Annotated in this window: 28 protein-coding genes; 13 read left to right on the top strand and 15 right to left on the bottom strand. The window is 40.0% G+C overall.

All coding sequences use genetic code 11. The annotated features are described in order from the left end of the window. Positions 1–76: 76 nt before the first annotated feature. Together EL242_RS09220 and EL242_RS09215 are read right to left on the bottom strand one after the other, a co-directional pair. A complete protein-coding gene (locus tag EL242_RS09220) occupies positions 77–640 on the bottom strand; it encodes an acetate uptake transporter (RefSeq protein WP_126302346.1) in 564 nt (187 codons plus the stop codon). A 198-nt stretch (positions 641–838) separates the two neighbouring features. Then, positions 839–1,735, bottom strand: a complete 897-nt coding sequence (locus EL242_RS09215) for an AraC family transcriptional regulator (protein WP_126302345.1) — start codon at positions 1,733–1,735, stop codon at positions 839–841. Between the two features lie 135 nt (positions 1,736–1,870). Between EL242_RS09215 and EL242_RS09210 the strand changes: the two genes are divergently transcribed. The 4 genes from EL242_RS09210 (at position 1,871) to purT (ending at position 4,592) form a co-directional block, all read left to right on the top strand. Beyond that, positions 1,871–2,212 carry a carboxymuconolactone decarboxylase family protein gene (locus tag EL242_RS09210; protein ID WP_006249954.1) on the top strand — a complete coding sequence of 114 codons (342 nt, stop codon included), beginning with the start codon at positions 1,871–1,873 and terminating at the stop codon, positions 2,210–2,212. Between the two features lie 10 nt (positions 2,213–2,222). Beyond that, the gene (locus EL242_RS09205; RefSeq protein WP_126302344.1) at positions 2,223–2,576 is read left to right on the top strand and encodes a rhodanese-like domain-containing protein; all 354 of its coding nucleotides are present in this window, start codon (positions 2,223–2,225) and stop codon (positions 2,574–2,576) included. A 59-nt stretch (positions 2,577–2,635) separates the two neighbouring features. Continuing rightward, on the top strand, positions 2,636–3,274 hold the full coding sequence (locus tag EL242_RS09200) for a DUF417 family protein (protein WP_005719747.1): 639 nt from the start codon (positions 2,636–2,638) through the stop codon (positions 3,272–3,274). A 136-nt stretch (positions 3,275–3,410) separates the two neighbouring features. Further along, positions 3,411–4,592, top strand: a complete 1,182-nt coding sequence (gene purT / locus EL242_RS09195) for a formate-dependent phosphoribosylglycinamide formyltransferase (protein ID WP_126302343.1) — start codon at positions 3,411–3,413, stop codon at positions 4,590–4,592. 91 nt (positions 4,593–4,683) lie between these two features. Here the strand turns inward: purT and EL242_RS09190 are convergent, their stop codons facing one another. Next, positions 4,684–6,177, bottom strand: coding sequence for a PTS transporter subunit EIIC (locus EL242_RS09190; RefSeq protein ID WP_126302342.1), 1,494 nt, complete (start codon positions 6,175–6,177; stop codon positions 4,684–4,686). Positions 6,178–6,375: 198 nt separating this feature from the next. Here EL242_RS09190 and ilvD point away from each other — a divergent pair, with 198 nt between their 5' ends. Then, positions 6,376–8,223 carry a dihydroxy-acid dehydratase gene (gene ilvD, locus EL242_RS09185; RefSeq protein WP_006253708.1) on the top strand — a complete coding sequence of 616 codons (1,848 nt, stop codon included), beginning with the start codon at positions 6,376–6,378 and terminating at the stop codon, positions 8,221–8,223. A gap of 133 nt (positions 8,224–8,356) precedes the next feature. On the opposite strand, the gene EL242_RS09180 is transcribed toward ilvD, so the two are convergent. Further along, positions 8,357–8,707, bottom strand: a complete 351-nt coding sequence (locus EL242_RS09180; protein ID WP_006250062.1) for a TusE/DsrC/DsvC family sulfur relay protein — start codon at positions 8,705–8,707, stop codon at positions 8,357–8,359. A 28-nt stretch (positions 8,708–8,735) separates the two neighbouring features. Continuing rightward, positions 8,736–9,401 carry a Bax inhibitor-1 family protein gene (locus tag EL242_RS09175; protein ID WP_126302341.1) on the bottom strand — a complete coding sequence of 222 codons (666 nt, stop codon included), beginning with the start codon at positions 9,399–9,401 and terminating at the stop codon, positions 8,736–8,738. Between the two features lie 204 nt (positions 9,402–9,605). Here EL242_RS09175 and pgsA point away from each other — a divergent pair, with 204 nt between their 5' ends. Both pgsA and uvrC read left to right on the top strand, forming a co-directional pair. After that, entirely contained in the window at positions 9,606–10,154 is a 549-nt protein-coding gene (gene pgsA, locus EL242_RS09170) for a CDP-diacylglycerol--glycerol-3-phosphate 3-phosphatidyltransferase (RefSeq protein WP_126302743.1), read from the top strand. Positions 10,155–10,232: 78 nt separating this feature from the next. Next, on the top strand, positions 10,233–12,071 hold the full coding sequence (uvrC, locus tag EL242_RS09165) for an excinuclease ABC subunit UvrC (protein ID WP_126302340.1): 1,839 nt from the start codon (positions 10,233–10,235) through the stop codon (positions 12,069–12,071). A 4-nt stretch (positions 12,072–12,075) separates the two neighbouring features. Here uvrC and EL242_RS09160 read toward each other — a convergent pair whose 3' ends face one another. From EL242_RS09160 to EL242_RS09120, 9 genes are all read right to left on the bottom strand, one after another. Beyond that, positions 12,076–12,351, bottom strand: a complete 276-nt coding sequence (locus EL242_RS09160) for a hypothetical protein (protein ID WP_126302339.1) — start codon at positions 12,349–12,351, stop codon at positions 12,076–12,078. A gap of 124 nt (positions 12,352–12,475) precedes the next feature. Next, on the bottom strand, positions 12,476–12,829 hold the full coding sequence (gene rplT / locus EL242_RS09155) for a 50S ribosomal protein L20 (RefSeq protein ID WP_006249240.1): 354 nt from the start codon (positions 12,827–12,829) through the stop codon (positions 12,476–12,478). A gap of 106 nt (positions 12,830–12,935) precedes the next feature. Beyond that, positions 12,936–13,133 (bottom strand): 50S ribosomal protein L35, encoded by a 198-nt coding sequence (rpmI, locus tag EL242_RS09150; RefSeq protein WP_006249241.1) that lies wholly within the window; start codon positions 13,131–13,133, stop codon positions 12,936–12,938. A 264-nt stretch (positions 13,134–13,397) separates the two neighbouring features. After that, complete coding sequence (gene infC / locus EL242_RS09145; protein ID WP_075270716.1) at positions 13,398–13,940, bottom strand: translation initiation factor IF-3; 543 nt, start codon at positions 13,938–13,940, stop codon at positions 13,398–13,400. Between the two features lie 158 nt (positions 13,941–14,098). Next, positions 14,099–15,898: a DNA helicase RecQ gene (recQ, locus tag EL242_RS09140; protein ID WP_126302338.1), complete on the bottom strand. Its 1,800-nt coding sequence runs from the start codon at positions 15,896–15,898 to the stop codon at positions 14,099–14,101. A gap of 108 nt (positions 15,899–16,006) precedes the next feature. Then, positions 16,007–16,312 (bottom strand): iron donor protein CyaY, encoded by a 306-nt coding sequence (gene cyaY, locus EL242_RS09135; protein ID WP_126302337.1) that lies wholly within the window; start codon positions 16,310–16,312, stop codon positions 16,007–16,009. Positions 16,313–16,322: 10 nt separating this feature from the next. Further along, on the bottom strand, positions 16,323–17,114 hold the full coding sequence (locus EL242_RS09130; protein ID WP_126302336.1) for a glycosyltransferase family 25 protein: 792 nt from the start codon (positions 17,112–17,114) through the stop codon (positions 16,323–16,325). An 81-nt stretch (positions 17,115–17,195) separates the two neighbouring features. Next, a complete protein-coding gene (gene tsaD / locus EL242_RS09125; protein ID WP_126302335.1) occupies positions 17,196–18,227 on the bottom strand; it encodes a tRNA (adenosine(37)-N6)-threonylcarbamoyltransferase complex transferase subunit TsaD in 1,032 nt (343 codons plus the stop codon). 72 nt (positions 18,228–18,299) lie between these two features. Next, positions 18,300–19,079: an outer membrane protein assembly factor BamD gene (locus EL242_RS09120; protein WP_006253082.1), complete on the bottom strand. Its 780-nt coding sequence runs from the start codon at positions 19,077–19,079 to the stop codon at positions 18,300–18,302. Between the two features lie 140 nt (positions 19,080–19,219). Here EL242_RS09120 and rluD point away from each other — a divergent pair, with 140 nt between their 5' ends. Both rluD and EL242_RS09110 read left to right on the top strand, forming a co-directional pair. After that, complete coding sequence (gene rluD, locus EL242_RS09115; RefSeq protein WP_006250557.1) at positions 19,220–20,197, top strand: 23S rRNA pseudouridine(1911/1915/1917) synthase RluD; 978 nt, start codon at positions 19,220–19,222, stop codon at positions 20,195–20,197. 79 nt (positions 20,198–20,276) lie between these two features. Further along, complete coding sequence (locus tag EL242_RS09110; RefSeq protein ID WP_006250558.1) at positions 20,277–20,399, top strand: entericidin A/B family lipoprotein; 123 nt, start codon at positions 20,277–20,279, stop codon at positions 20,397–20,399. Positions 20,400–20,574: 175 nt separating this feature from the next. Here EL242_RS09110 and hpf read toward each other — a convergent pair whose 3' ends face one another. Beyond that, positions 20,575–20,859, bottom strand: a complete 285-nt coding sequence (hpf, locus tag EL242_RS09105) for a ribosome hibernation-promoting factor, HPF/YfiA family (protein WP_006253705.1) — start codon at positions 20,857–20,859, stop codon at positions 20,575–20,577. A gap of 179 nt (positions 20,860–21,038) precedes the next feature. Between hpf and EL242_RS09100 the strand changes: the two genes are divergently transcribed. From EL242_RS09100 to EL242_RS09085, 4 genes are all read left to right on the top strand, one after another. Then, positions 21,039–21,980: a Kdo(2)-lipid IV(A) acyltransferase gene (locus EL242_RS09100; RefSeq protein WP_126302334.1), complete on the top strand. Its 942-nt coding sequence runs from the start codon at positions 21,039–21,041 to the stop codon at positions 21,978–21,980. A gap of 89 nt (positions 21,981–22,069) precedes the next feature. Then, complete coding sequence (gene dapA / locus EL242_RS09095; protein WP_413463072.1) at positions 22,070–22,963, top strand: 4-hydroxy-tetrahydrodipicolinate synthase; 894 nt, start codon at positions 22,070–22,072, stop codon at positions 22,961–22,963. A 271-nt stretch (positions 22,964–23,234) separates the two neighbouring features. Continuing rightward, entirely contained in the window at positions 23,235–24,461 is a 1,227-nt protein-coding gene (locus tag EL242_RS09090) for a serine/threonine transporter (RefSeq protein ID WP_126302332.1), read from the top strand. Positions 24,462–24,517: 56 nt separating this feature from the next. Beyond that, a complete protein-coding gene (locus EL242_RS09085) occupies positions 24,518–25,894 on the top strand; it encodes an L-serine ammonia-lyase (RefSeq protein WP_126302331.1) in 1,377 nt (458 codons plus the stop codon). Positions 25,895–25,938: the final 44 nt, after the last annotated feature.

The following is a 25,938-nucleotide window of genomic DNA, read 5'->3' as shown; positions in this document are numbered from 1 at the left end:
GCTCGTTTCTTGCAATTTTGTTGCCAAAAATAAAAGCTGAATGCGATCACATTCAGCTTTTTTACTTCCTATATAATTATTTTGGTTCACCGATTGGTAAAACAGTCTTACCAAAACTTTCATTAATAATATCCGCAGCAGCTAAGTAGAACGCTAAGAATGCGGTTAATAAACCGAAGTTACCACCAATGTTAGTTAGGGTGGTGTCATGAGTGAAATCGCCAGCGGCCAATAGGTAGAATGTAATAGTTAAGCTTAAGAAAATAGCTTGTAATGCACGGGCTTTTGCTAATGTGCCGATGAACATCATGAGTGTGAATGTTCCCCAAGCTACTAAGTACCAACCAACGAACTCTGCTGATACATTCGCTGCAAAGAATACTTTAAATAACGCAAAAGACCACCAGAATGCACCATAGCTAGTAAATGCAGTAAAACCGAATGTGTTACCTTTAGCAAATTCAAACATACCTGCAATCATTTGTGCTGTGCCACCGAAAGCAAATCCCATTGCTAAAACTAAACCTACGTTTTCACCGCTGAATGTACCGTTGTTAATTAGGCTTAGTAAAAATGTAGTAAGTGCAAAACCGCATAAACCGAGCGGAGCCGGGTTAGTTCCTGAATTTGGAGCTGACATTGAAAACCTCTGTTATATTGTTACACCACTGGGTGTGGTAGTTGTTTATCTACGCTGATAAATCAGACGTTATGTGCCTAAAATTTAGGGCGATAAAGTATAGCGATTTTGGCAGAAATTGACTAGAAATTTCCGACACAAGTGGTGAGATTTTTGCAAGATTTTGCCAAAAAACGACCGCTTGTTGCTGTCATTTAGCTATGGATTTAATTGCCGATATTGGCTGGGTGTTACGCAATATTGCTTTTTAAAGGCGGTAATAAAATGCGGCTCGGATTGGAAGCCGCAAGATAAGGCGATACTTAATACCGACCCAGCTTGGCTTTTGAGCAGCATTGCTGCTTTTTGTAGCCTGATTTTGTGTACAAAAGCATGTGGGCTAATACATAAATGTTTGTTAAATAAGCGGACTAACTGGGCGCGAGAAAGATGGATAAATGCTGCCATATCATCGACTTGCCATTCGTGTTCGGGATTAAGCAAAATAGCTTTTATCAAAGGTCTTAAGCGTAAGTCTTGCCAACCTTTTAAAATACCGAATAACTGATTGTTATGGTTAACTAGATGTTCTCGTAAGATCATCGTTAAAATAACAACAGCGAGCGAGTTAACCACAGATTTTACGGCTAAATTAGGTATTTCTGCTTCTTGTTTTAGAATATCTAACATTGCTTTTAATGGTGTCTCGGCAACTTGAAATACGATCATTTCAGGTAAGCTTTCCATTAATTCGGCTTGATGGTCATAATAAAAATGGAGGCAGAACATATCGCATTCTGATTGAGAAAGTCCTGCTTGGGTGAGTGTAAATGCACCCAATTGTTCATGGTTTACCGCATTTTTGCTGGTCAAAGGCTGTATTTGACTACGTAATGTATGATCGGCAAATCTGGGGAAAAATACAATATCTCCCTGTTTAAGGTGATGGGTTTTCCCATTATGTTGTAGATAAGCTTGCCCATAGCTGATGATATGAGCGATTGCTTGTCCGGTTTGATGCGGATTCTCAAGTTGCCAATCTCCCTGTAACTGACATTTCACACTGATTCCGGCTGAGATTTGAGCGAAAGCTAGAAGCCTATCTAATATATCCATTGTTCATTCCTTATATTTCCACCTTAAATTGCGATTATTTCATTATAATATGAGCTGATTTGATAATAAAGTTTATCAGATAAACGCAATAATAAATGCGTTTTTTCATATTATTCACTTTAGGAGGAAATCAATATGTCTTCATTCCAAAATTGGACAGAACACACAGCTCACGTTAAGCAATCTTTTGGTAAATTAGGGCAAAAACACCCTAAAATGCTTGAAGCTTATAAAGCATTAGGTACAGCGGCCGCAGCGGAAGCATTAGATCACAAAACTCGTGAATTAATTGCATTAGCAGTAGCGATTACAACACGTTGTGAAAGTTGCATCAGTGTACACGCAGAAGAAGCGGCAAAAGCAGGTGCAACCGAAAGCGAAATTGCCGGTGCATTAGCGACTGCGATTGCATTAAATGCAGGTGCAGCTTATACCTATGCTTTACGTGCATTAGAAGCGGTAGAAGAGCAAAAATAAGGAGCAATCAATGAAGAAATTGGCTTGGATTTTAGGGTTTGCAACAATGATGCCAATGATGGTAAATGCTGAACAAGCATCGGTGCAGCAAGTACAAGCTGAAAAAGCAGCGGGTATTTGGATTGATGTACGTTCTGCTGAAGAATTTCAGCAAGGGCATTTAAAGGATGCAATTAATTTAACGCATACTGAAATTGCACAACGTATCGCAGAAGTTGCTCCTGATAAAGACCAACCAATTAATCTTTATTGTCGTTCAGGGCGCAGAGCGGAAGTAGCTCTGAATGAGCTCAAAAAATTAGGTTACAGCAATGTAACTAATCATGGTGGTTATGACGATCTGATTAAAGCCGGGTTGAAATAGCTGTTTTGAGTGCCAAGCATTTGCTTGGCACTTTTCGTTTATATCTGAGGTTAAAAATTATGAGTGCTTTTAACAATTTTGTTAATTTTGTTGCAAATATTGTTGCTCCGATGCAACGCCAATTTATTAACTTTGTACGTATTGCCATTTGTATCGTGATGGTTTGGATTGGTGGTTTAAAAGTCTGCCAATATGAAGCAGACGGTATTGCCCATTTTGTGTCTAATAGCCCGTTCTTTAGTTATATGTACAAAAAAGGCCCGAATTTAGTTGATGACGGCACAGGTAAAATGGTGATGGAATATACCCTTCACAAAAATCCTGAAGGCAAAATGGTGGCAAAAAACATCGAATGGCATAAAGAAAATGGCACTTATACCGCTTCTTATATCATCGGTGCAACTATTGTGACAGTTGGTTTATTAACCTTATCCGGCATTTGGTTCCCAGTTTCCGGTATGGCTGGGGGCTTACTCACTTTTGGTATGTCGATTGTTACACTCTCGTTTATGATTACCACCCCTGAAATTTGGGTGCCGAATTTAGGTGGGGATATGCCAACCCCTGCACACGGTTTCCCATATCTGTCGGCAGTCGGTCGTTTAATTGTAAAAGATGTGATTATGATGGCAGGCGGCTTGGTGGCCGCAGCGGAATGTGCAAATCGCATTTTAGCCAGACGTAAAGCGATTGCTTAATTAATAGTGCTAATGCAAGCGGTCATTTTCTTGTAAAATTTTGCAATAAAATGACCGCTTGTTTTTTGTCAATTTGCCATAATTTCAAGTATAATTCGATAACGCAATCGTTTGCTTTTATTAAGGAGAGACAAAAATGACAATAATCGGTACGCCCCTAAGAGCTAATGCTACAAAAGTGATGATGTTAGGTTCGGGCGAGTTGGGTAAAGAAGTGGTGATTGAACTGCAACGCTTAGGCGTAGAAGTAATTACGGTAGATCGCTATGAAAATGCCCCTGCACAGCAAGTGGCTCACCGTGCTTATACCATTTCGATGTTAGATGGGAAAGCATTACGAGAACTGGTTGAAAAAGAAAAGCCGGATTTTATTGTGCCAGAAGTGGAAGCCATCGCCACCGCAACCTTAGTTGAGTTAGAGCAAGAAGGGTATAACGTAATCCCAACGGCAAAAGCAACTCAATTAACAATGAATCGTGAAGGCATTCGCCGATTGGCAGCAGAAGAGTTGGGCTTAAAGACCTCGCCTTATCGTTTTGTGGATAATTTTGAACAGTTTCAACAAGCGATTCAAGAAATTGGGATTCCGTGCGTAGTGAAACCGATTATGTCTTCTTCCGGACACGGACAATCAGTGGTTAAATCTGAAACGGATATTCAACAGGCTTGGGATTATTCACAACAGGGCGGGCGTGCCGGCGGTGGACGTGTGATTGTAGAAGGTTTTATTAAATTTGATTATGAAATTACCCAACTTACCGTTCGCCATATTCACGGCACGTCGTTTTTAGCTCCCATCGGGCATATTCAGGTTGATGGCGATTATCGTGAATCTTGGCAACCGCAGCAAATGTCAGACATTGCATTGAAAAAAGCTCAAGAAACCGCAGAAAAAATTACCTCTGCACTAGGCGGAAGAGGCATTTTCGGTGTGGAACTTTTTGTCTGTGGCGATGAGATTATTTTTAACGAAGTCTCCCCACGTCCGCACGATACCGGAATGGTAACAATGGCATCACAAGAGCTTTCCCAATTTGCCCTACACGCCCGTGCGATTTTGGGCTTACCGATTCCGGAAATTTACCACATCAGCCCAGCAGCCTCTAAAGCGATTGTGGTTGAAGGAATCTCGGATAATGTTCGTTTTGGCGGTTTAGATAAAGTATTGTCCGAAATCGGGACGAATATCCGCTTATTCGGTAAAGGCGAAGTAAACGGACACCGCCGATTAGGCGTAATTCTTGCTCGTGATGAAAGTACAGTGAGAGCATTAGAAAAAGCTCGGCGAGCTTATGATAAGTTAGATATTCAATTATAAAGTCAGGATTTTGATATTCGTTGATAGTAGGCATTTTATGCCTACTATCCTATAGGCCTCTAATCAAATTGAATGAAAAAGTTGAAGATGGTTAATCCTCTTTGCCGAGAATTTGGTTCACCTCACTCTTATACAACACCGCTTTTGCCCCAAACACGGCTTGTACGCCGCCGCCGACTTCCAGCACGTCAATCGCACCGAGTTTTTTCAGTGTGGCTTTATCCACGGCTTTCACCTCTTTCACCGCCACACGCAGACGGGTAATACAAGCATCGACATTTTCGATATTACTTGCAGAGCCAAGAGCGGCAATGATTTTATGGGCATTTTCAGTCAGTGAGCTGGTTTGTTGTTCGACTACCTCTTCACTCTCTTCTGCACGTCCCGGTGTCATTACGTTGAATTTTTTGATCAGGAATAGGAACGAGAAGTAGTAAAGTGCCGCCCACGGCAAGCCGACTATGATCACTCGAAGCCAGTTAGTGTTCTCGTTACCTTGCAAAATGCCGAACAGGGTGAAGTCAATCACACCGCCGGAGAAGGTGTTACCAATCGAGATGTTGAGCAAGTCGGCAATGTAGAACGACACGCCGTCTAAAAAAGCGTGGAACACATAGAGCCACGGCGCAACGAACAGAAACATAAATTCAATCGGTTCGGTAATGCCGGTAATAAAAGAGGTGAGCGCTGCACCTAAGAACAGACCACCAATCGCACCACGGCGGGCTTTCGGCACAGCGTGATACATCGCTAAGCAGGCGGCAGGCAAGCCGAACATCATCGTATCGAAACGCCCCGCAAAGAAACGTGTGCCTTCGGTAAACAAGCCTTGATGGGTTGGATCGGCAAGTTGGGCGAAGAAGATTTTTTGTGCCCCGATAATGGTTTCACCGTTTACCACTTCTGTACCGCCCAATTCGGTGTACCAAAACAGTGGGTAGATCATATGGTGTAAGCCGACCGCACCGCTTAACCGCATTAAGAAACCGTAGAAAAAGGTGCCGATTTCGCCCATTTCTGCAATCCCTTGCCCTGCGGAGACTAACCAATTTTGGAAAGTCGGCCAAATCAAAAAGAACACTGCCCCGACAAAAATCGCAGCAAAGGCGGTCACAATCGGTACAAACCGAGAGCCGCCAAAGAAGCCGAGAATTTGCGGAAGCTGAATGTTGTGGTATTTGTTATGCAGTTTTACTGTAATCAAACCCATCACCAGCGAGCCGATCACACCGGTATCAATCCCTTTGGTTTCAGGAGAAAACAGCGGAATGAGGGCGGAAATCGTACCGGTCATAATCAAATAACCGACCACCGCTGCCAGTGCCGCTACGCCTTTATCCCGTTTGGCAAGCCCGATCCCCAGCCCGATACAGAGCAGCAAGGCAAGGTTGCCAAACACCACGCTTCCTGCCGATGCCATAATTTGGAAAATGCCCTGTAAAGTCGGGTTATTCAGTATCGGGTAGGCTTGCACCGTTGCCTTATTTGACAAGGCGCCGCCAATTCCTAACAGCAAACCGGCAGCGGGTAAAATCGCAATCGGCAGCATAAAAGCTTTGCCGACTTGTTGCAGTTGTTTGAACATAAAATTTCTCCTTTTTTATGATTGTAATTTGATGGTTTATAGCATACTTAAATTTAAGTAGATACGGTGTGATATAACTCACAGATTTGCAAAATTTTTGCTAATTCTGACCGCTTGTAAAAAAATTACCGCTTGCCGAAAAATTCAAGTAGAATGAAGTATTTTTAGCAAACACAACATAAAAAATTGGAGAAGATTATGCCTATTTTACGTTCAGCGACCTCAACGCAAGGTCGTAATATGGCGGGGGCTCGTGCATTATGGCGTGCAACCGGTATGAAAGAAAATGATTTTGGTAAGCCGATTATTGCGGTGGTAAACTCATTTACCCAATTTGTGCCGGGCCACGTTCACTTAAAAGATATGGGGCAGTTGGTTGCGGCAGAAATTGAAAAAGCCGGTGGGGTAGCGAAAGAGTTTAACACCATTGCGGTTGATGACGGTATCGCAATGGGACACGGCGGAATGCTTTATTCTTTACCAAGCCGTGATTTAATTGCAGACAGCGTGGAATATATGGTGAATGCTCACTGTGCCGATGCGATGGTGTGTATCTCTAACTGCGATAAAATCACCCCGGGAATGTTAATGGCAGCAATGCGCTTAAATATTCCGACTATTTTTGTCTCTGGTGGTCCGATGGAAGCTGGAAAAACCAAACTTTCCGATCAATTAATTCGCTTAGATTTAGTCGATGCAATGATTGAAAGTGCAGACCCGAATGTGTCTGATGAACGTATTGATGCGATTGAACGTAGTGCTTGCCCGACTTGTGGTTCTTGCTCAGGTATGTTCACCGCAAACTCAATGAACTGTTTAACTGAAGCTTTAGGTTTAAGTTTACCGGGCAATGGTTCAATGTTGGCAACTCACGCTGACCGTAAAGAGCTTTTCCTAAGAGCAGGTCGTGAAATTGTGGAACTTTGCCGTAAATATTACCAACAAGACGATGAGAGCGTGTTACCTCGCTCAATCGCTACCTTCGATGCGTTTGAAAATGCAATGAGCCTTGATATTGCAATGGGTGGTTCAAGTAATACCGTGCTTCATTTACTAGCGACTGCTCAAGAAGCCGGCGTTGATTTTAAAATGGAAGATATTGACCGCCTCTCTCGTGTCGTGCCGTGCTTAAGTAAAATTGCCCCGAATACCAATAAATACCATATGGAAGACGTACACCGTGCCGGTGGAATTATGGGCTTGCTGGGCGAATTAGATCGTGCAGGTTTAATCCATCGCCACGTTAAAACAGTGCTAGGTTTAACGATAGAAGAGCAACTGAATCAATACGATATTATTCGTAATAAAGATGAAGATTTACACAAATTCTTCCGTGCAGGTCCGGCAGGAATTCGTACTACTAAGGCTTTCTCGCAAGATTGCCGTTGGGACACTGTTGATGATGACCGTGTAAACGGCTGTATTCGCAATGTGGAAAATGCCGTGACCAAAGAGGGCGGTTTAGCCGTATTATTCGGTAATATTGCAGAAGACGGCTGTATTGTTAAAACCGCAGGGGTAGATGAATCTATCTGGAAATTTACCGGTACGGCAATTGTGTTTGAAAGCCAAGAAGATGCGGTAGCGGGGATTTTAGGCGGTAAAGTGAAAGAAGGGCATATCGTAATTATTCGCTACGAAGGTCCGAAAGGCGGCCCGGGTATGCAAGAAATGCTTTATCCGACCAGTTATTTGAAATCAATGGGCTTAGGCAAAAAATGTGCCTTATTAACTGACGGTCGTTTCTCTGGAGGTACATCAGGTTTATCTATCGGACATGCCTCACCGGAAGCTGCTTCAGGCGGCGCGATTGCCTTAATTAACGATGGCGATACGGTGGCGATTGATATTCCGAATCGTTCGATTAACTTAATGGTTTCAGATGAAGAACTTGCTGCTCGCCGTGCAGAAATGGAAGCCCGTGGCGATAAAGCGTGGCAGCCGCTAAAACGTGAGCGAGAAGTGTCGTTTGCACTAAAAGTGTTTGGACATTTTGCCACCTCTGCTGATAAAGGTGCGGTGAGAGATAAATCGCTGTTAAAGTAAATAAATTAGAAAAAAGAAGCATTTCAATAATATATTGATCTGCTCTTTATTCAGCTGAATATTTAATCTAGCTGAATGGAGAGCAGATCGATAGCCTAATTTACATCTTTTTGTTTTGATACAGGGAAATGTATTACAAGCATTTTGCCGGTTTTGGCAGACCTGCAATTTTAGTGGCTTGTTTTGCAGGACCATCAGGAAACAAGCGTTGTAAATAACGGCTGTTGCCTTTTTCTTCACCGAATTTTTGTGCCATTGTCTTTACCAGCATTCGAATTGCTGGTGAAGTTTTGTATTCTTGGTAGAAATCCCGCACCAGATAAATAATTTCCCAATGTTCTGCGGTTAAGCTAATTTGCTCTTTTTCGGCGATTTTTTCTGCTAATTCTACAGACCAATCATTTAAATTAGTTAAATAGCCTGAAGCATCGGTTGGGTATTGGATATTATTTAATTCAATCGTCATCAAATAAAAATGCCACATAATGTGGCATTCCTCTTAAACTAAAACGCTAGTCGTCACTACCTAGCACACCGAAGATTTGTAAGAAGCTTACAAATAGGTTGTAGATAGACACATATAAATCAACGGTTGCACGAATGTAGTTGGTTTCGCCACCGTGAATAATGTTGCTGGTTGCCAGTAAAATCGCACCGCTTGAGAAAATGACAAACAAGCTGCTTAGGGCTAAACTTAATGCCGGAATTGCTAAGAATATATTGGCAATAATACCGACTAATAATACCACAAACAGGGCAACCATCATTCCGCTGATAAAGCTCATATCTTTTTTGGTGGTTAACACATAAGCAGAGCAAGCGAAGAAAACCAATGCGGTTGCACCGAATGCAAGGGCGACAATGTCCCCTAAACCCGCACCGATGTAACGGTTTAAAATCGGGCCTAAGGTGTAACCTAAGAAGCCGGTTAAAGCAAATACGCTTAAGATACCTGCACTGCTATTTGAGGTGGCATTGGTTAAGAAAAGTAAGCCGTAAAAGCCGACCAATAATCCCCACCACGGCATAGCTGGTGCGTTCATTTGCATTGCAACAAAAGCAACAACTGCGGAGAAAGTCAGCGTCATTGCCAATAACATATAGGTATTGCGAAGCACTTTGTGGGTGCTAATTAGTGATTCGCCGGTTGAATAGCTGTGAGCTAAACGATTTTCCATAAAAATTCCTTCTGTTTTGTGTCTAAATCGGAACATCCGATGGATTAATATCTATGGATAAATTTCCATAAAGCAAGAGGTAAGGTAGCCGTAATTTATTGTAAAGTCAATGCGATTTTGTGACAGGAGAGTAAAAAAAAGTATTTAGTTATGTTACACTTGACATCACTCTACTTTATGTTCCTTTTCATCGATGAATTCGCTATGAAGCTCAATTTCCCAACTTATTTAACCTTATTTCGGGTAGGATTAATCCCACTTTTTATTGTGGCTTTTTATCTGCCGACAAAATATGCGCCTGAAATTTCAACACTTATTTTTTTTATTGCATCGATTACGGATGCCTTTGACGGCTATTTAGCACGCAAATGGAATCAAACTACCCGACTTGGTGCCTTTTTAGATCCTGTTGCCGATAAAGTATTAGTTGCTGTGGCTTTTGTCTGCGTGGCGGAGTATTACCATACTTGGTGGATTACTATTCCAATCTGCATTATGATTGCCCGTGAAATTATTATTTCGGCTTTGCGTGAATGGATGGCGGAGCTTGGGGAAAGGGCCAGTGTTGCCGTTTCGATTTGGGGGAAAGTAAAAACGACTGCTCAAATGCTCGCATTAGGCGGAATGTTATGGAGACAGAGCCAACTAATGGAGATTTTAGCCTTTATTCTGCTTTATATTGCAGTGGGTTTAACGATCTGGTCTATGATGCAGTATTTAAATGCTTCAAAGAATAGTCTATTTAAGTCATAAGCGGTCATATTTTTATTATTTTTTGCAATTTTGTAGAGTGGAAATACCGCTCTACGATTTTCAATTTTATCAACTCTAATGTCTGAATTTAACGCTAAATCTTTCCTGTTAAATGTGCCTCACCAACCGGGTGTTTATCGTATGTATGATAGCAAAGGCACGATAATCTATGTGGGTAAAGCCAAAGATTTAAAAAAGCGTTTAGCCAGCTATTTTCGTAGCCAACTTTCCAGTAAAAAAACGGAAGCCTTGGTGGCAAATATTGCTAATATTGAAACGACGATCACCCATTCTGAAACAGAGGCGCTGCTTCTTGAGCACAATTATATTAAGGAAAATCAGCCGAAATATAACGTGTTGCTCAGAGATGACAAATCTTATCCTTATATTCTGTTAACTAAACATAAGCATCCTCGTTTAACAGCATTTCGTGGTAGTAAAAAGATCGCCGGTGAATATTTTGGGCCTTATCCGAATGTTACGGCAGTTCGGGAAACACTGAATTTATTGCAAAAAATTTTTCCTATTCGTCAGTGTGAAGATACTTATTATAAAAACCGTTCACGACCTTGCTTACAGTATCAGATCGGACGCTGTTTAGCCCCTTGTGTAGAGGGCTGTTATTCACCCGTTGAATACGATCAGCAGGTTAATTTGGTTCGTTTGTTTTTGCAGGGAAAAGATCAGCAAGTAGTCGAGCATCTGGTACAGAAAATGGAAGATGCGGCGGAGGTTTTGGATTTTGAAGGTGCAGCACGTTTTCGGGATCAAATTCAATCCGTAAGAGCGGTGCAAGAAAAGCAATTCGTCTCTAATGATCGGCTAGATGATCTTGATATTATCTCAATCCTTTATCAAAATGGGATTGCGTGTGTGCATATCTTGTTTGTTAGACAAGGTAAGGTGTTGGGTAATCGTTCTTACTTTCCAAAAGTACCAAGTAATACAGACTTAACCGAGCTAGCAGATACCTTTGTTGGTCAGTTTTATTTACAAATGAACCAGCATCGCACCATACCTAACCAAATTGTGATTGATCATCAATTAAGTGAATCTAAGGCACTCAGCGAAATTTTAAGTGAGCAAGCAGGGCATAAAGTCAGCATTTTAGATAATGCCATCAGAGGTGATAAACAGCGTTATTTAGCTTTAGCTAGAACTAATGCAATAGCAGCATTAGCCTTACAACTTAAGCAAGAATCCCATATTCAAAGCCGTTATCAGGCATTGAAAGAAATGTTGAAAATGTCAGAGATTAAAAGAATGGAGTGCTTTGACATCAGTCATACAATGGGCAACCAAACGGTGGCTTCTTGCGTGGTGTTTGATGAAAATGGGCCGCTAAAATCGGATTACCGCCGTTTTAACATTGAGGGGATTACCGGAGGTGATGATTATGCAGCAATGGAGCAGGCTCTCCTGAAACGCTATAATCGAGAATTACCGCCAGAAAAGATCCCTGATATTATTTTTATTGATGGTGGCAAAGGGCAGTTGAACCGAGCATTGGCAACCTTTGAATCACTCAATGTGAATTGGGATAAACAAAAGCCGTTACTCATTGGCGTTGCGAAAGGAGTAGAACGTAAAGCCGGGCTGGAAACTTTAATTATCAGCAAATGGGACAAAGAAATCCACTTACCGCTAGATAGTCTTGCTCTGCATTTAATTCAGCATATTAGAGATGAATCCCACCAGCATGCCATTAGTGGGCATCGTAAAAAACGCCAAAAGGCCTTTACCGAAAGTGGGTTGGAATCTATTGCCGGTGTAGGTGCAAAACGCCGACAAGCGTTGCTAAAATATTTAGGCGGAATGCAGGGGGTGAAGTCTGCAACCTTGGAAGAGATTCAATCAGTTCCGGGAATTTCTAAAGCTTTGGCAGAGGTTATTTTTGATACATTAAAAAATAGTTAAATTATCAATAGCGATATCGCTTCCGGCCGTAATGGTAGCCCACTCCTATGCTTGGGTAAATTACAGGGTGAATTGGCAGATTTATGCTTTTTGAGCGTTTATCGCTTTGGTTTAATGGCTCATCATGTTGCTTTGTATTTTTATCAATAGTTTGCTTATTGATTACTCGTTGATGGCAATCCTGAACTGCTTGCATATCCATTGGTACTGTGCTTTGTTGTTGGGGTGTCGAACAGGCGGTTAGTGCAACGCTTAATCCGAGTAAAATTAATTTTTTCATATCATTTCCTTATATTGCAAAATATTTTGCTTTTTTGACCGCTTATTTTGCTATTAATTCTTAAAAAGATTATTTTATCCATAAAAAAGGACGCACTAGGCGTCCTCATTTCTATTCTTTAAAATTAAAGAGCAGATTTTGCTTTTTCAACTAAAGCTGCGAAAGCAACTTTGTCAAATACTGCGATGTCAGCTAAGATCTTACGGTCGATTTCAACAGATGCTTTTTTCAAGCCGTTGATGAATTTACTGTAAGATAAACCGTTTTGACGTGCTGCTGCGTTAATACGAGCAATCCATAATTGACGGAATTGACGTTTACGTTGACGGCGGTCACGGTAAGCATATTGAGCAGCTTTAACTACTGCTTGGAAAGCAACGCGATACACGCGTGAACGTGCACCATAATAACCTTTAGCAGCCTTAAGAACTTTCTTATGGCGTGCTCTTGCAATAACACCACGTTTTACACGAGCCATTATTTAATCTCCTAAATTGTCTATTTTGATTGGTGGTCGTCATCACGACCTTTACTAAGAATTCTATCCGTACGTCCGTACTTTTTACTACACTAACCTAAAAGGCTTATGCGTATGGTAAGCACGCTACTACTAAAACTTGGTCAGCTTTCGCTACCATTGATTTGTGACGCAATTGACGTTTACGTTTAGTGGTTTTCTTAGTCAAAATGTGACGTAAGTGAGATTGTTTACGTTTGAAACCGCCTGAAGCTGTTTTTTTGAAACGCTTAGCAGCACCACGTACTGTTTTAATTTTAGGCATTGTTAAAAAACTCCGCATTGTTTGTTAAATATTATGAAAATAAGGCGAATTTTGTGAACAAAATTACTTGGAAGCACTTATTCTCCGCTATACGATTTTCATCGTTAAAAAGTCAAGCAGGCTGCTGAGTTTGCCTGTTGAGCATTTTCTCTTTCTTGGCTAGGCAAAAAAGCTTGCGAATTTTAGCGAAAATATAACCGCTATGCAAGCCAATTTAAGCTTTAATCAAGAAAAAAGCACATTAAAACAATGTGCTTATCGAAATTATTTCTTCTTAGGTGCGATCACCATCACAACTTGGCGACCTTCCAATTTGCCCGGAGCTGATTCTACCATTGCAATTTCTGCAGTATCTGCTTTGACACGTTCTAAAACGTCCATACCGATTTCTTGGTGAGCCATTTCACGACCACGGAAACGCACTGTGATTTTTACTTTATCCCCATCTTCTAAGAAACGGATAATGCTACGAAGTTTAACTTGATAATCGCCATCATCAGTTCCAGGACGGAATTTGATCTCTTTAACTTGAACAACTTTTTGCTTTTTCTTTTGTTCTTTTGCTGCTTTCTCTTTTTCGTAGATGAACTTTCCATAGTTCATAATACGACAAACCGGTGGTTCAGCATTTGGGCTGATTTCCACTAAATCCAATTCAGCTTCTTCTGCTCTATTTAGAGCATCTTGAAGTGATACAATACCAACTTGTTCGCCATTTTCATCGGTTAAGCGAACTTCTTTTACGCCACGAATTTCGTCATTAAGACGATGTGCACGATTTGATTGAACACGTTTTACAGGTTTAATAGCCTTATTCCTTCTAGTAAATTTTTGCTTAAATTTTACCGCTTGAGAGCGTATAAATATTTTAGATTGCTTGTTTTAAGTGATTAAAAAACAGCTAAACGTGCGGATTCTATAAGATTTTCAGTGCTTATGCAATAATAAAGCCTTTATTTAACTGCCTATTTTCGGTTATTTTGATGTTCTTTGATTAAACTCATAAATGCTTGCCCAAATCGTTCAAATTTTCGTTCACCAACACCATTAATTTCTAACATTTCCACTTTTGAAGTCGGGAGAAATTCTGCCATTTCTTGCAAGGTCGCATCGTTAAATACGATATAAGGTGGAATATTTTCGAGGTCAGCGATCTGTTTGCGTAAAAAACGTAAGCGTGCGAATAAGTCTTTATCATAGCGGTGGCTTGCCTGTTTTTGCACAAATGCCGTCGCAGATATACCTAAACGTGGCAATGCAAGCTGAAGTTGCTTTTCTCCACGCAAAAACGGTCTGGCACTTTCGGTTAATTGCAGAGCAGAATGGTTGGCAATATTTTGAATAATCAACCCTAAATGAATCAGTTGCCGAACCACATTTTGCCAATAATGTTGGCTTTGTTCTTTGCCGATACCATAAACGGAAAGTTGGTCGTGTTGATGCTCGCGAATTTTGAGGTTGTTCATTCCTCGTAATACCGCAATAATATGGTGCTGACCGAAAATTTGACCGGTGCGATAAATCACCGACATCACTTTTTGGGCATCAAGTAATCCATCGTATTGTTGCGGTGGATCTAAACAAATATCACAGTTTTTGCATTGCTCCTGCCGATGTTCTCCAAAGTAATTCAGCAAGACTAAACGGCGACAAGTTTGTGATTCGGCGAAATCGCCAATCGCTTGTAATTTATGTTGTTTTATATTTCGTTGTTCACTTTCAGGTTCTTCCAATAATATTTTTTGTAGCCAAGCGTAATCGCTTGGATCGTAAAACAGCACTGCTTCAGAGGGCAAGTCGTCTCGTCCTGCTCGTCCGGTTTCTTGGTAGTAAGATTCGATAGAACGAGGTAAATCGAAATGCACTACAAAACGGACGTTAGATTTGTTGATCCCCATACCAAACGCAATGGTGGCAACCACAATTTGAATATCATCACGCTGAAACGCATTCTGCACCCGTTCCCGTTGTTCAAAACTCATACCGGCGTGATAGCCCATCACGCTGATTCTACGGGCAGAAAGTTTCTCGGTGATTTCTTCCACTTTTTTACGGCTGTTGCAGTAAACAATCCCGCTTTTGCCTTGCTGTTTGCTGATGAATTTAATGAGCTGTTCAAGCGGTTTAAATTTTTCCTGCACGGTGTAGCGAATATTGGGGCGATCAAAGCTGCCTAAATAGATATGTGGGCTATTTAAGCGTAAATGATGCAGAATATCGGAGCGGGTTGTCGGATCTGCCGTGGCGGTGAGAGCCATTAACGGTACATTCGGAAAAGTGTTTCGTAAGCCACCCAGTAGAGTGTATTCAGGGCGGAAATCGTGCCCCCATTGGGAAACACAATGGGCTTCATCAACCGCAATAAAGCTGATTTTACATAGCGAAATAAAGTGGAAAAAGCCTTGAGTCATTACCTTTTCAGGGGAAAGATAGAGTAATTTTAATTGACCGGATAAGGCTTTTTGTTCCACAAGTTGCTGCTCTTCGAGCGTTTGAGTGGAGTTAAGATAAGCTGCTTCAATGCCGTTGGTGATAAGTTGATCCACCTGGTCTTTCATCAACGAAATCAGCGGAGAAATCACCAAAGTGATGCCGTCTAGGCACAAAGCCGGCACTTGGTAGCATAGAGATTTGCCACCGCCTGTTGTCATAATCACGAGGCAATCACGATTTTCCAATACGGCATTGATAACTTCTTCTTGCCCGTCTCGGAATTTTTGATAGCCAAAAATATTATTTAAAACAGAAATTGCGGTGGTGTTCATTGGTAGTTGGTTGCTACTTACGATAATACTCGTCTTCTGCGAGTATCTTTTAAAATGAAAATAAAGCACTCATCAAAGACGAGTGCTGTCTTAGTTAACAATTAGGTATTAGAAAGAAACGCTTTCTCCGTGTCGAGCAAAAGCTTCTTCTAAATGTTGCCAGAACGAGCGACCTTCATCTGTTACCCATTCGCCTTCTACATTTTTAAAGTGGAAACCGCCTAATTTGCTGGCAAGCCATAATTCTAACATTGCCTCTTGTTTATTGATGATAATTTGCGATTCATCATCAAAGGTTAAGGTGCAAACCGCTCCTTGGATTTCAGTGTCCACTGATAATCCTTCGTCATCAATTTTTTCTTCAATTTGTTGCCATACTTGCTCTACGGCTTGGTGGAATTGTGCTGTGTTCATTGGTGTATCCTTATTTGAATGTTATATAAGTAGTAAATACTTTTTGTTTTAGCTGTTTAAATGGTCTGTAAAGTTCTTTTTGTATTTTTGTTAAGAAATAATTAGGCTTTTTAAGTTTAGCTTGATTTTTTATTTTATCCTCATTATTACAACGAATAGCTCTATCATCCTGTAATGAGCTTTTAAAATTAGTTTTACTATTTAAAATAAAATCTTGTACACATAAAGCAGGAGACATTTGCAATACTTTATATTCTTTAATTTTTAAATATTCATCAAAAATTAAGTCGTCAATAGGAATGTTAAGTGTTTTTAATATATTAATTAAAAATTCTGCTCCCTTGTTCGTTAATATGTAGCCAGCCATACCAACATGTCTACTATTTAATTTAAAAAGCTTTCTATTTAATATATATTTCTCGGTTTTGTTAAAACGATTTATTCTATCAAATGGCAGTGTCTCTAATTTAACAATGTGAGTGTCTTCTGGTATATAATTTGTTTTTAGTAATTCAAATGCATTATTACCTAAATAAATATCATCTTCAAAAATACAAATATAATCCAAATTTTGTTGTTTGGCTAAATGCCATAATGCAATATGACTCAAAGCACAGGCTATTTCACCTTTTGTTAAGTTTGTATTTGAAATGTCAATATTAAATGCTTTGGCTTTTTCTTTAATTAAATCCGGCGTAATCGCATCGAAAAATTGAAAAGGAATATTTTGTTTGCCGAATTCAGCTTCAATATGTTTTCTACGCTCCTGTGCGGAGGTTAGGCTAATTACATAATTATTCATAAATTTAATCTATCATATAGCAAGCGGTTATTTTTGATTAAATTTTTGCAAAATTAACAAGAAATTTCACCGCTTGAAAGGTTAATTAATCGGTGGTAATTCGGTCATAGCCCAGCGGGGTTTTACGCTAATGCTTAAGTCGGTTTGTTCATCGTTTTTTAAGCGAAGAAAGCCAGTGTAGGCAATCATTGCTCCGTTGTCGGTGCAAAATTGTGGGCGAGGGTAGAACACTTCGCCTTTTAATTTTTTCATCATTTCGGCAAGGTCGGCACGTAATTGCTTGTTGGCACTCACGCCCCCTGCCATCACTAGGCGTTTATAGCCGGTTTGCTCTAACGCTCGCTTGCATTTAATTAAAATAGTATCAACCACGGCTTGTTGGAATGCGTGGGCGATATCGCATTTGGTCTGCTCATCAAGTTCGCCATTTTCATTAAGATTGGCTTTAATCGTATTCGCAGCAAAGGTTTTTAAACCGGAGAAACTGAAATCCAGTCCCGGTCTGTCAGTCATCGGGCGAGGGAATTTGAAACGATTCGGCGTACCGGATTCCGCTAATTTCGACATCGCTACACCGGCAGGGTAGTCTAAACCGAGTAGTTTGCCTGTTTTATCAAAGGCTTCGCCGGCAGCATCGTCAATCGATTCACCAAGTAGTTCGTATTGCCCGACGCCGTCAACTTTTACCAGTTGGGTGTGTCCACCTGAAATCAATAATGCCACAAACGGAAATTCAGGGGCATTTTCTTCCAACATTGGGGCAAGTAAATGCCCTTCCATATGGTGAACGCCCAATGCTGGAACATTCCAAGCATAAGCCAGAGAACGGGCAATGGTTGAGCCGACCAATAAAGCCCCGACCAAGCCTGGGCCGGCAGTATAGGCAATGCCGTCAATATCTGAGGGTTGCAGATTGGCCTCTTTTAAGGCTTCTTGAATCAGTGGCAATGTTTTACGGATATGGTCGCGGGACGCCAATTCAGGCACGACACCACCGTAATCGGCGTGCATATCAATTTGACTATAGAGCTGGTTTGCGACTAAGCCTTGCTGTTCATCGTAAATCGCAACGCCGGTTTCATCACAAGAAGTTTCAATACCTAAAATTCGCATAGTGGGTGAAGTCAAAATAAGTTAGAAAACCAAAAGGGGCGAAGAACGCCCCTCACATTATTCTCTGTACGACTAGAATTGTTCGCCATACTTCGGTTTTTCAGGATTCGGTAGCTCTTTACTTTCATATTCTTGGATCAAGAGTTCCGTTTTTTGCTCTGCATCTGGGATATTCATTTGCTTATATGCTTCTTTTAAGTATGGCAATGCTTGTTTGGTTGCCAGTGTATTCGGGTAAAAACGCAACATTTCTTCGATACGGTTTACTACAGCCACATAGGCATTACGTTCATCATAAAATTTAACAACGGCTAATTCGTGTTCCGCTAAACGGTTAAATAAGTAATTCATCCAATTTTGAGCATCTTGTGCATATTGGCTTTGAGGGTAGCGCTGTACAATAGTTTGGAAGTTACCGTAAGCATTACGAACATTATCTACGGCTCGAGAGGCGCGATTTACACCAAAGAAGTCTTGAATAAAATTATCACTTAGACGTGCATTTGATAATCCTGCTAGATAGAATACGTAATCCATATTAGCTGCATTCGGGTAAGAGCGAGCAAAACGTTCTGCGGCATCAAGTGCTTTGTAGTATTCGCCAACTTTATATTGAGCATAAATTAAACTTAGTTGGGTTTGCTCACCAAGTCCTGAATATTGGCCTCCTTTGGTTCCAACCGCTTCTAAGTAGCGAATGGCAGAATTATAATCTCCATCTTGTAAATAGGTCTGACCTTTGCCATAAAGATCTTGAACGTTGGATTGTTCTAATTCTTTATTTGAATTTGAACAACCTGCAACAAACAGTCCGGCTAATACTAATGTGGCAAGAGATTTAAATTTACGCATATGTTTTACCTATAAAAAGTGTCTAGGACGAAAAGTTAATGTACAATGTCCTCTGACTAAGAATAACTTATGAAGTTCATCTCGCTATTCTATATAACATCACGCAAGTAAGCAAATGACTAATTAGGATTTATGGTTTAATGACTCAACAAAAGATTTTAACAGCAGAAATTACTGCAGATTTACTAGGTGCTCGCCTAGATCAGGCTCTGGCACAACTTTTTCCGGACTATTCTCGTTCACGCATTAAAGTGTGGATTGAAAGTGATCTAGTGAAAGTCAATGGTAATATTGTGAATAAAGCAAGGGAAAAAGTATTTGGTGGTGAAACTGTTGAAATTACCGCTGAAATAGAAGAGGAAATTCGTTTTGAGCCTCAAGATATTCCACTAAATATTGTGTATGAAGATGACGATATTATCGTCATTAATAAACCGAAGGATTTAGTGGTTCACCCAGGGGCTGGTAATCCGGACGGTACAGTGCTGAATGCTTTGTTACATTATTATCCACCGATTGCAGAAGTGCCTCGAGCAGGGATTGTCCACCGATTGGATAAAGACACGACAGGCTTAATGGTAGTGGCTAAAAACATTCCGGCACAGACTCACTTAGTAACCGCATTACAAAAACGTCGTATTACCCGTGAATATGAAGCGATTGCCAGCGGCATTATGACACAGGGTGGAAAAGTTGATGAGCCAATGGCTCGCCACCCAACTAAACGTACGGCAATGGCTGTTCACCCAATGGGAAAACCGGCGGTTACGCATTATCGTATTATGGAGCGTTTTCGTAATTACACACGTTTACGTTTAAGATTAGAAACAGGGCGTACTCACCAAATTCGGGTACATATGGCGCATATTGCTCACCCATTATTAGGTGATCAGCTCTATGGCGGTAGACCTCGCCCACCTAAAGGTGCGAGTGACTCGTTTTTATCGGTGTTACGAGGCTTCCAACGCCAAGCCTTACACGCCACAATGTTGAGATTAGAGCATCCGATTACTGGTGAAATGATGGAGTGGCACGCCCCGTTACCTGATGATTTTATTGAATTGATTCAGGCACTAAAAGCGGATTATGAGCTTTATAAAGATCAATTAGATTATTAAGTTTAGGTGTTGCTTAAATAATGTAAAGTTGCTATATTGAAATCGTTTTCATAAGTAAACAACAAAAAAGGAGCTTTCTATGAAAAAATTAGTATTAACTATTTTAGCAGCTGCAACTTTCTTGACTGCGTGTAATACCGTTGATGGTGTTGGTAAGGATGTTGAAAAAGCGGGCGATAAAATTCAGCAGGCTGCACAATAACAAAAAGCTTCGAATTCTAAGAAGCTAATAATATATATACCTTATTGAACAATTGTTCAATAAGGTATATTTTTGCGAAAAATACGGTAAATTTTACCGCTTACTCTTGGAATAAAAAATAGGGCTAAATGATATCTCTCATTTAGCCCTTATTATTAGATGTAAAGTTTAAACATCAATGTTCATTTTTCTCTTTTAGTTTAATTAACTGACCTTCTAATTTCTTCTTAACATCAAAAATTGCAGTATATAAATCTTCATGTTCAGCTTTAGCGACTAAATCACCTAAAGGGGTGCCAATTGTTGCTTCAACTTGGAATGAGTTAGGTTGTTTTATCAGCATAAAATGTGGGTTTATCAATTGGGTGTGGTATTTTTCTAACTTAGCTAAACGCTCCTCAATATGAGTACGGATTGCAGGGGTAATGTCCATTTGTTTGCTTGAAATATTTAATGACATAACATTTTCCTCTTGTTTAGTTAAGGCTTTTGCCGTTGATATTCTAATAACCAAAATATGCTCATCACTCCAAAAATTCAAGTGAAAAATGAAATAAGTTTCCAAAAATTTGATCTACTTAACACTTTTAGCAGTTTTTAGCTATAATGTAATCATAATCTAGTATGTGAGAATAATTAATGAGTGAGAAAAAACAGTTACCTCCATTCCAGACACAATTTTTACACCCTAAATATTGGGGATTGTGGCTCGGTTTAGGTGTTTTTAAGTTAATTTTATGTTTGCCTTATCCTATTTTAGTAAAAATTGGTCTGGGACTAGGTAAATTGTTTACTAAATTGGGTTTTGGTAAACGTCGTATGCGTATTGCTCGCCGTAATTTAGAGCTCTGTTTTCCCCATTACTCTGCTGAGAAAGTAGAGGAATTAGTCGAAGAAAATATGAAATCGGTTGGAATGGCGATTATTGAAACCGGTATGGCTTGGTTTTGGTCGGATAAACGTATTCTTAAATGGTCTAAAATCGAAGGGCTAGAGCATTTAACACAGCGTGATCAGGAAAGGGGTATTTTACTTGTAGGGGTGCATTTTCTGACTTTAGAACTCGGTGCAAGAATTATTGGGCTGCATCATCAAGGAGTAGGGGTTTATCGACCGAATGATAATCCATTATTAGATTGGATACAGTTTCGAGGACGTGTTCGCTCAAATAAAGCAATGTTAGACCGTAAAGATGTGCGTGGAATGATTCGAGCTTTAAAAAATGGCGAGATGATATGGTATGCGCCTGATCACGATTATGGAAGACGAAATAGCGTTTTTGTACCATTTTTTGCAGTGGAGGAAACTTGTACTACTGCGGGTAGTTATATGTTACTTCGTTCTGCCCCAAAGAGTTTAGTGATCCCGTTTAGCCCGATGCGAAATTTGGACTATTCAGGCTACACAGTAAAAGTCAGTCCTGCCGTTGATTTTAGTCAATGTCAAAATGAAGTTGAAACGGCTATTTTAATGAATCGGGTGGTAGAACGTGAAATTATGGCTGCGCTAACTCAATATATGTGGCTACATCGCCGTTTTAAAACTCGCCCAAATGAAGGTGATCAAAGCCTATATGATTAATTTTAAATAATTTCAAAAAAGTGCTTGCATATTTAAGCTGAATTTTGCAATCTAGCAATGTTATCAAGCATAATAAAAAAATACAGGAGATGATTATGGCGACCCCTTTATTTCACGGTAGTATCGTAGCATTAGTTACACCAATGACTCATGGTGAGGTAGATTATCAGGATTTAAAAAAATTAGTTGAGTATCATATTCAAGCAGGTTCTCACGCTATTGTATCTGTTGGTACAACAGGTGAATCTACCACATTAAGCATTGATGAAAATGTTAAGGTGATTAAGAAAACGGTTGAATTTGCTGATGGACGTATTCCAATTATTGCAGGAACCGGTTCTAATGCGACCAGTGAAGCTATCACTATGACTAAATTATTAGCAAACAGTGGTGTAGCTGGTTGTTTAAGTGTAGTGCCTTATTACAACAAGCCAACGCAAGAGGGGATGTACTTACACTACAAAGCGATTGCAGAAAGTACAGATTTACCACAAATTCTGTATAATGTGCCGGGGCGGACAGGGAGTGATTTAAAACCTGAAACAATCGGTCGCTTAGCGAAAATTGAGAATATTGTTGCTGTGAAAGAAGCAACTGGTGATTTAAGCCGCTTACCTTTAATTAAGCAATTAGCCGGTGAAGATTTTATTTTCTTGAGTGGTGATGATGCTACCGGTTTTGAGTCTATGAAATTAGGTGGTCAAGGGGTGATCTCGGTCACCAATAATGTTGCTGCTGCTGATATGGCAAAAATGTGTGAGTTAGCTCTTGCCGGCAAATTTTCTGAAGCAGAAGAAATTAATAACCGCTTAATGGCGTTACACCATGACTTATTTGTGGAATCTAACCCGATTCCAGTGAAATGGGCAGCTTACAAATTAGGGTTAATTAGTGAACCTAATTTACGTTTACCGCTTACCACACTGTCTGAATCAGCACAGCCTGTAGTGTTAAAAGCATTACAACAAGCGGGCTTAATTTAGTTATTTTTTGCAAATCAAATTTGAAACCGGTTAAGTTAATTCTAACCGGTTTTTTCATATCTAAAAGAAATTTCCTCATAAAAATAAAATGCTAAATTTCTTTAATTTAAGTGAAATTTAATTCTGTTTGATTGAATTTTGTTCGCCAGAAATACTATTTTTTCTGCTTTTTCTAGTTTGATCAAAAAATAGTTAAAAATCCGTTGTCTTCCTTTTTTCTGGATCTAATATACGGATAATTATTTTTTAGATACTTGTTTAAGGAGAAGTTATGGCCACTCAATCTCAACGTTTTTCTCTTACTTGGGTACTAAATTTATTTGGTACTGCGGTAGGAGCCGGCGTTTTATTTTTGCCAATTAATGCAGGTATGGGTGGGTTCTACCCACTTATTATTATGACTTTGTTAGTTGGACCAATGACATATTTAGCTCACCGTGGCTTAACACGTTTTGTGCTTTCTTCAAAATACAAAGGGAGCGATATTACGGCTGTTGTTCGTGAACATTTTGGTGAACAGGCTGGTAAATTGATCACGCTACTGTACTTCTTTGCCATTTTTCCGATTTTACTGATTTATGGTGTAGGTATTACCAATACCGTGAGTTCTTTTATGGAGAATCAGCTTCATATCGCGCCACCATCTAGGGCTGTATTATCGTTTATGCTAATAGCTGCTATGATCGGAGTAATGTTATTAAGTGAGCAAGTCATGTTAAAAATCACAACTTGTCTTGTGTATCCATTAGTGTTGATTTTATTGGGCTTATCTATTTATTTAATTCCACAGTGGAATACAGCTGCCTTACAGCAAATGCCAACTACAGGAGACTTCTTTACTACACTTTGGCTGACTATTCCTGTTTTAGTCTTTGCTTTTAACCATTCGCCGGCAATTTCTTCTTTTGCACTTTCTCAACAGAAATATTACCAAGATGACAAGACGGCTGAAATTGAATCAGCTAAAGTATTACGTTCTACTGCCTCTATCTTAGTATTGTTTGTAATGTTCTTTGTATTTAGCTGTGTATTAACTTTGACACCTGAAGAATTAGCACAAGCTAAGGTACAAAATATTTCGATTCTTTCTTACCTTGCGAATAAATTTGATAATCCGATTATTTCCTATTTTGGACCGTTGGTTGCTTTTTTGGCGATTGGTAGCTCTTTCTTTGGGCATTATTTAGGTGCGCGCGAGGGGTTAGAAGGATTGGTTAATCAAATGCGTAAAGAGCCGATTGAGCCAAGCAAATTCCGCAAAATTACCGCTATTACTTTTTTAATCATTTTATGGATTGTTGCGACCATTAATCCAAGCATTTTAGGGTTTATTGAAAGCCTAGGTGGGCCGATTATTGCGATGATCTTGTTTATTATGCCTGTCTATGCGGTTTATAAAGTGCCTGCACTTGCTCGTTTCAAAGGTGAATCTGGGCATTTATTTGTGCTGGTGATGGGCTGTATTGCTATTTCAGCAATAGTATATGGGTTACTGTAATCTTTCTAAAATCAATGTAGAATACGCCCTTTTATTTTCTATGTGAATTTGTGTTTATGATTAGTGTATTTGATATGTTTAAAGTGGGAATTGGGCCTTCCAGTTCCCACACAGTGGGGCCGATGAAAGCTGCAAAGGAATTTGTTGATGAGTTACAAAATCGCAAATTTTTAAACAAAATTGACCGCTTGCGGGTAGATGTATATGGTTCATTATCACTCACCGGGCGAGGACATAATACGGATATTGCCATCATAATGGGATTAATGGGGTATTTGCCTCATAATGTGGATATTGAACGTATTGAGCAAACTATTGAAAATCTAAAACAAAATCAACAGCTTACTATTGCAGAAAACAGCATAGAACCTAAAACCATTCAGTTTGATTTTTATGCAGATATGCCGTTTCATCGAGATTTCTTACCTCGCCACGAAAACGGCGTGAAATTCAGTGCCTTGAGCGGTGAAGAGCTGTTATTTGAAAATACCTATTATTCTATTGGTGGTGGTTTTATTGTTGATGAAGCTAATTTTGAGCAAGTTAAAAATTCAGATCTCTCTGTTCCGTTTCCATATCATAATGCTGCAGATTTACTGGCTCATTGTAAGAATAACGGATTACCGCTTTCTTCTTTGGTCTGGAAAAATGAGCTTGCGTTGCGTAGTAAAGCAGAAATTTCAGATTATTTGGCGATGATCTGGAAAACAATGGAAGCCTGTATTGAGCGTGGTCTGAATACGGAAGGGTTACTACCGGGCCCATTGAAAGTAGTACGCCGTGCCAGTGGGTTACGCAGAATGCTGGAGGCAAACAGTAAATTTAATACCGACCCAATGCAAATTATTGATTGGGTGAATATGTATGCGCTTGCAGTCAATGAAGAAAATGCAGCCGGTGGACGAGTAGTCACCGCACCTACCAATGGGGCTTGTGGTATTGTGCCGGCAGTTTTGGCGTACTACCAAAAATTTATTGCACAGCTTAATCAAGATACTATTGAGCGTTATTTATTGACTACCAGTGTGATTGGTTCGTTATACAAAATGAATGCCTCTATTTCTGGTGCTGAAGTGGGCTGCCAAGGAGAAGTTGGTGTTGCTTGTTCGATGGCGGCGGCAGGATTAACGGAAATTATGGGCGGTACTGCTGAACAGGTATGTATGGCAGCAGAAATTGCAATGGAGCATAACTTAGGTTTAACTTGTGACCCGGTTGGTGGGCAGGTTCAGGTGCCTTGTATTGAAAGAAATGCAATCGCCTCCGTCAAAGCGATTAATGCCAGCAGAATGGCACTACGCCGTACTTCCTTACCTCACGTTAGTTTGGATAAAGTCATTGAAACAATGTATGAAACCGGCAAAGATATGAATGCAAAATACCGTGAAACCTCAACAGGTGGTTTAGCAATCAAAATTTTACCTTGTGATTAATCAATGAAAAAGGCTATCTTATCAATGTAAGATAGCCTTTAGTT

Source organism: Mannheimia haemolytica, from assembly GCA_900638155.1.
In the GTDB taxonomy this organism is placed as follows: Bacteria; Pseudomonadota; Gammaproteobacteria; order Enterobacterales; family Pasteurellaceae; genus Mannheimia; species Mannheimia glucosida.
This window is presented reverse-complemented; position numbering and strand designations above follow the sequence as displayed.

Coding starts and splice junctions, on each gene's coding strand:
- EL242_RS09220 (WP_126302346.1), bottom strand. CDS start 640: ATGTCAGCTCCAAATTCAGGAACTAACCCGGCTCCGCTCGGTTTATGC.
- EL242_RS09215 (WP_126302345.1), bottom strand. CDS start 1,735: ATGGATATATTAGATAGGCTTCTAGCTTTCGCTCAAATCTCAGCCGGA.
- EL242_RS09210 (WP_006249954.1), top strand. CDS start 1,871: ATGTCTTCATTCCAAAATTGGACAGAACACACAGCTCACGTTAAGCAA.
- EL242_RS09205 (WP_126302344.1), top strand. CDS start 2,223: ATGAAGAAATTGGCTTGGATTTTAGGGTTTGCAACAATGATGCCAATG.
- EL242_RS09200 (WP_005719747.1), top strand. CDS start 2,636: ATGAGTGCTTTTAACAATTTTGTTAATTTTGTTGCAAATATTGTTGCT.
- purT (WP_126302343.1), top strand. CDS start 3,411: ATGACAATAATCGGTACGCCCCTAAGAGCTAATGCTACAAAAGTGATG.
- EL242_RS09190 (WP_126302342.1), bottom strand. CDS start 6,177: ATGTTCAAACAACTGCAACAAGTCGGCAAAGCTTTTATGCTGCCGATT.
- ilvD (WP_006253708.1), top strand. CDS start 6,376: ATGCCTATTTTACGTTCAGCGACCTCAACGCAAGGTCGTAATATGGCG.
- EL242_RS09180 (WP_006250062.1), bottom strand. CDS start 8,707: ATGTGGCATTTTTATTTGATGACGATTGAATTAAATAATATCCAATAC.
- EL242_RS09175 (WP_126302341.1), bottom strand. CDS start 9,401: ATGGAAAATCGTTTAGCTCACAGCTATTCAACCGGCGAATCACTAATT.
- pgsA (WP_126302743.1), top strand. CDS start 9,606: ATGAAGCTCAATTTCCCAACTTATTTAACCTTATTTCGGGTAGGATTA.
- uvrC (WP_126302340.1), top strand. CDS start 10,233: ATGTCTGAATTTAACGCTAAATCTTTCCTGTTAAATGTGCCTCACCAA.
- EL242_RS09160 (WP_126302339.1), bottom strand. CDS start 12,351: ATGAAAAAATTAATTTTACTCGGATTAAGCGTTGCACTAACCGCCTGT.
- rplT (WP_006249240.1), bottom strand. CDS start 12,829: ATGGCTCGTGTAAAACGTGGTGTTATTGCAAGAGCACGCCATAAGAAA.
- rpmI (WP_006249241.1), bottom strand. CDS start 13,133: ATGCCTAAAATTAAAACAGTACGTGGTGCTGCTAAGCGTTTCAAAAAA.
- recQ (WP_126302338.1), bottom strand. CDS start 15,898: ATGAACACCACCGCAATTTCTGTTTTAAATAATATTTTTGGCTATCAA.
- cyaY (WP_126302337.1), bottom strand. CDS start 16,312: ATGAACACAGCACAATTCCACCAAGCCGTAGAGCAAGTATGGCAACAA.
- EL242_RS09130 (WP_126302336.1), bottom strand. CDS start 17,114: ATGAATAATTATGTAATTAGCCTAACCTCCGCACAGGAGCGTAGAAAA.
- tsaD (WP_126302335.1), bottom strand. CDS start 18,227: ATGCGAATTTTAGGTATTGAAACTTCTTGTGATGAAACCGGCGTTGCG.
- EL242_RS09120 (WP_006253082.1), bottom strand. CDS start 19,079: ATGCGTAAATTTAAATCTCTTGCCACATTAGTATTAGCCGGACTGTTT.
- rluD (WP_006250557.1), top strand. CDS start 19,220: ATGACTCAACAAAAGATTTTAACAGCAGAAATTACTGCAGATTTACTA.
- EL242_RS09110 (WP_006250558.1), top strand. CDS start 20,277: ATGAAAAAATTAGTATTAACTATTTTAGCAGCTGCAACTTTCTTGACT.
- hpf (WP_006253705.1), bottom strand. CDS start 20,859: ATGTCATTAAATATTTCAAGCAAACAAATGGACATTACCCCTGCAATC.
- EL242_RS09100 (WP_126302334.1), top strand. CDS start 21,039: ATGAGTGAGAAAAAACAGTTACCTCCATTCCAGACACAATTTTTACAC.
- dapA (WP_413463072.1), top strand. CDS start 22,070: ATGATTATGGCGACCCCTTTATTTCACGGTAGTATCGTAGCATTAGTT.
- EL242_RS09090 (WP_126302332.1), top strand. CDS start 23,235: ATGGCCACTCAATCTCAACGTTTTTCTCTTACTTGGGTACTAAATTTA.
- EL242_RS09085 (WP_126302331.1), top strand. CDS start 24,518: ATGATTAGTGTATTTGATATGTTTAAAGTGGGAATTGGGCCTTCCAGT.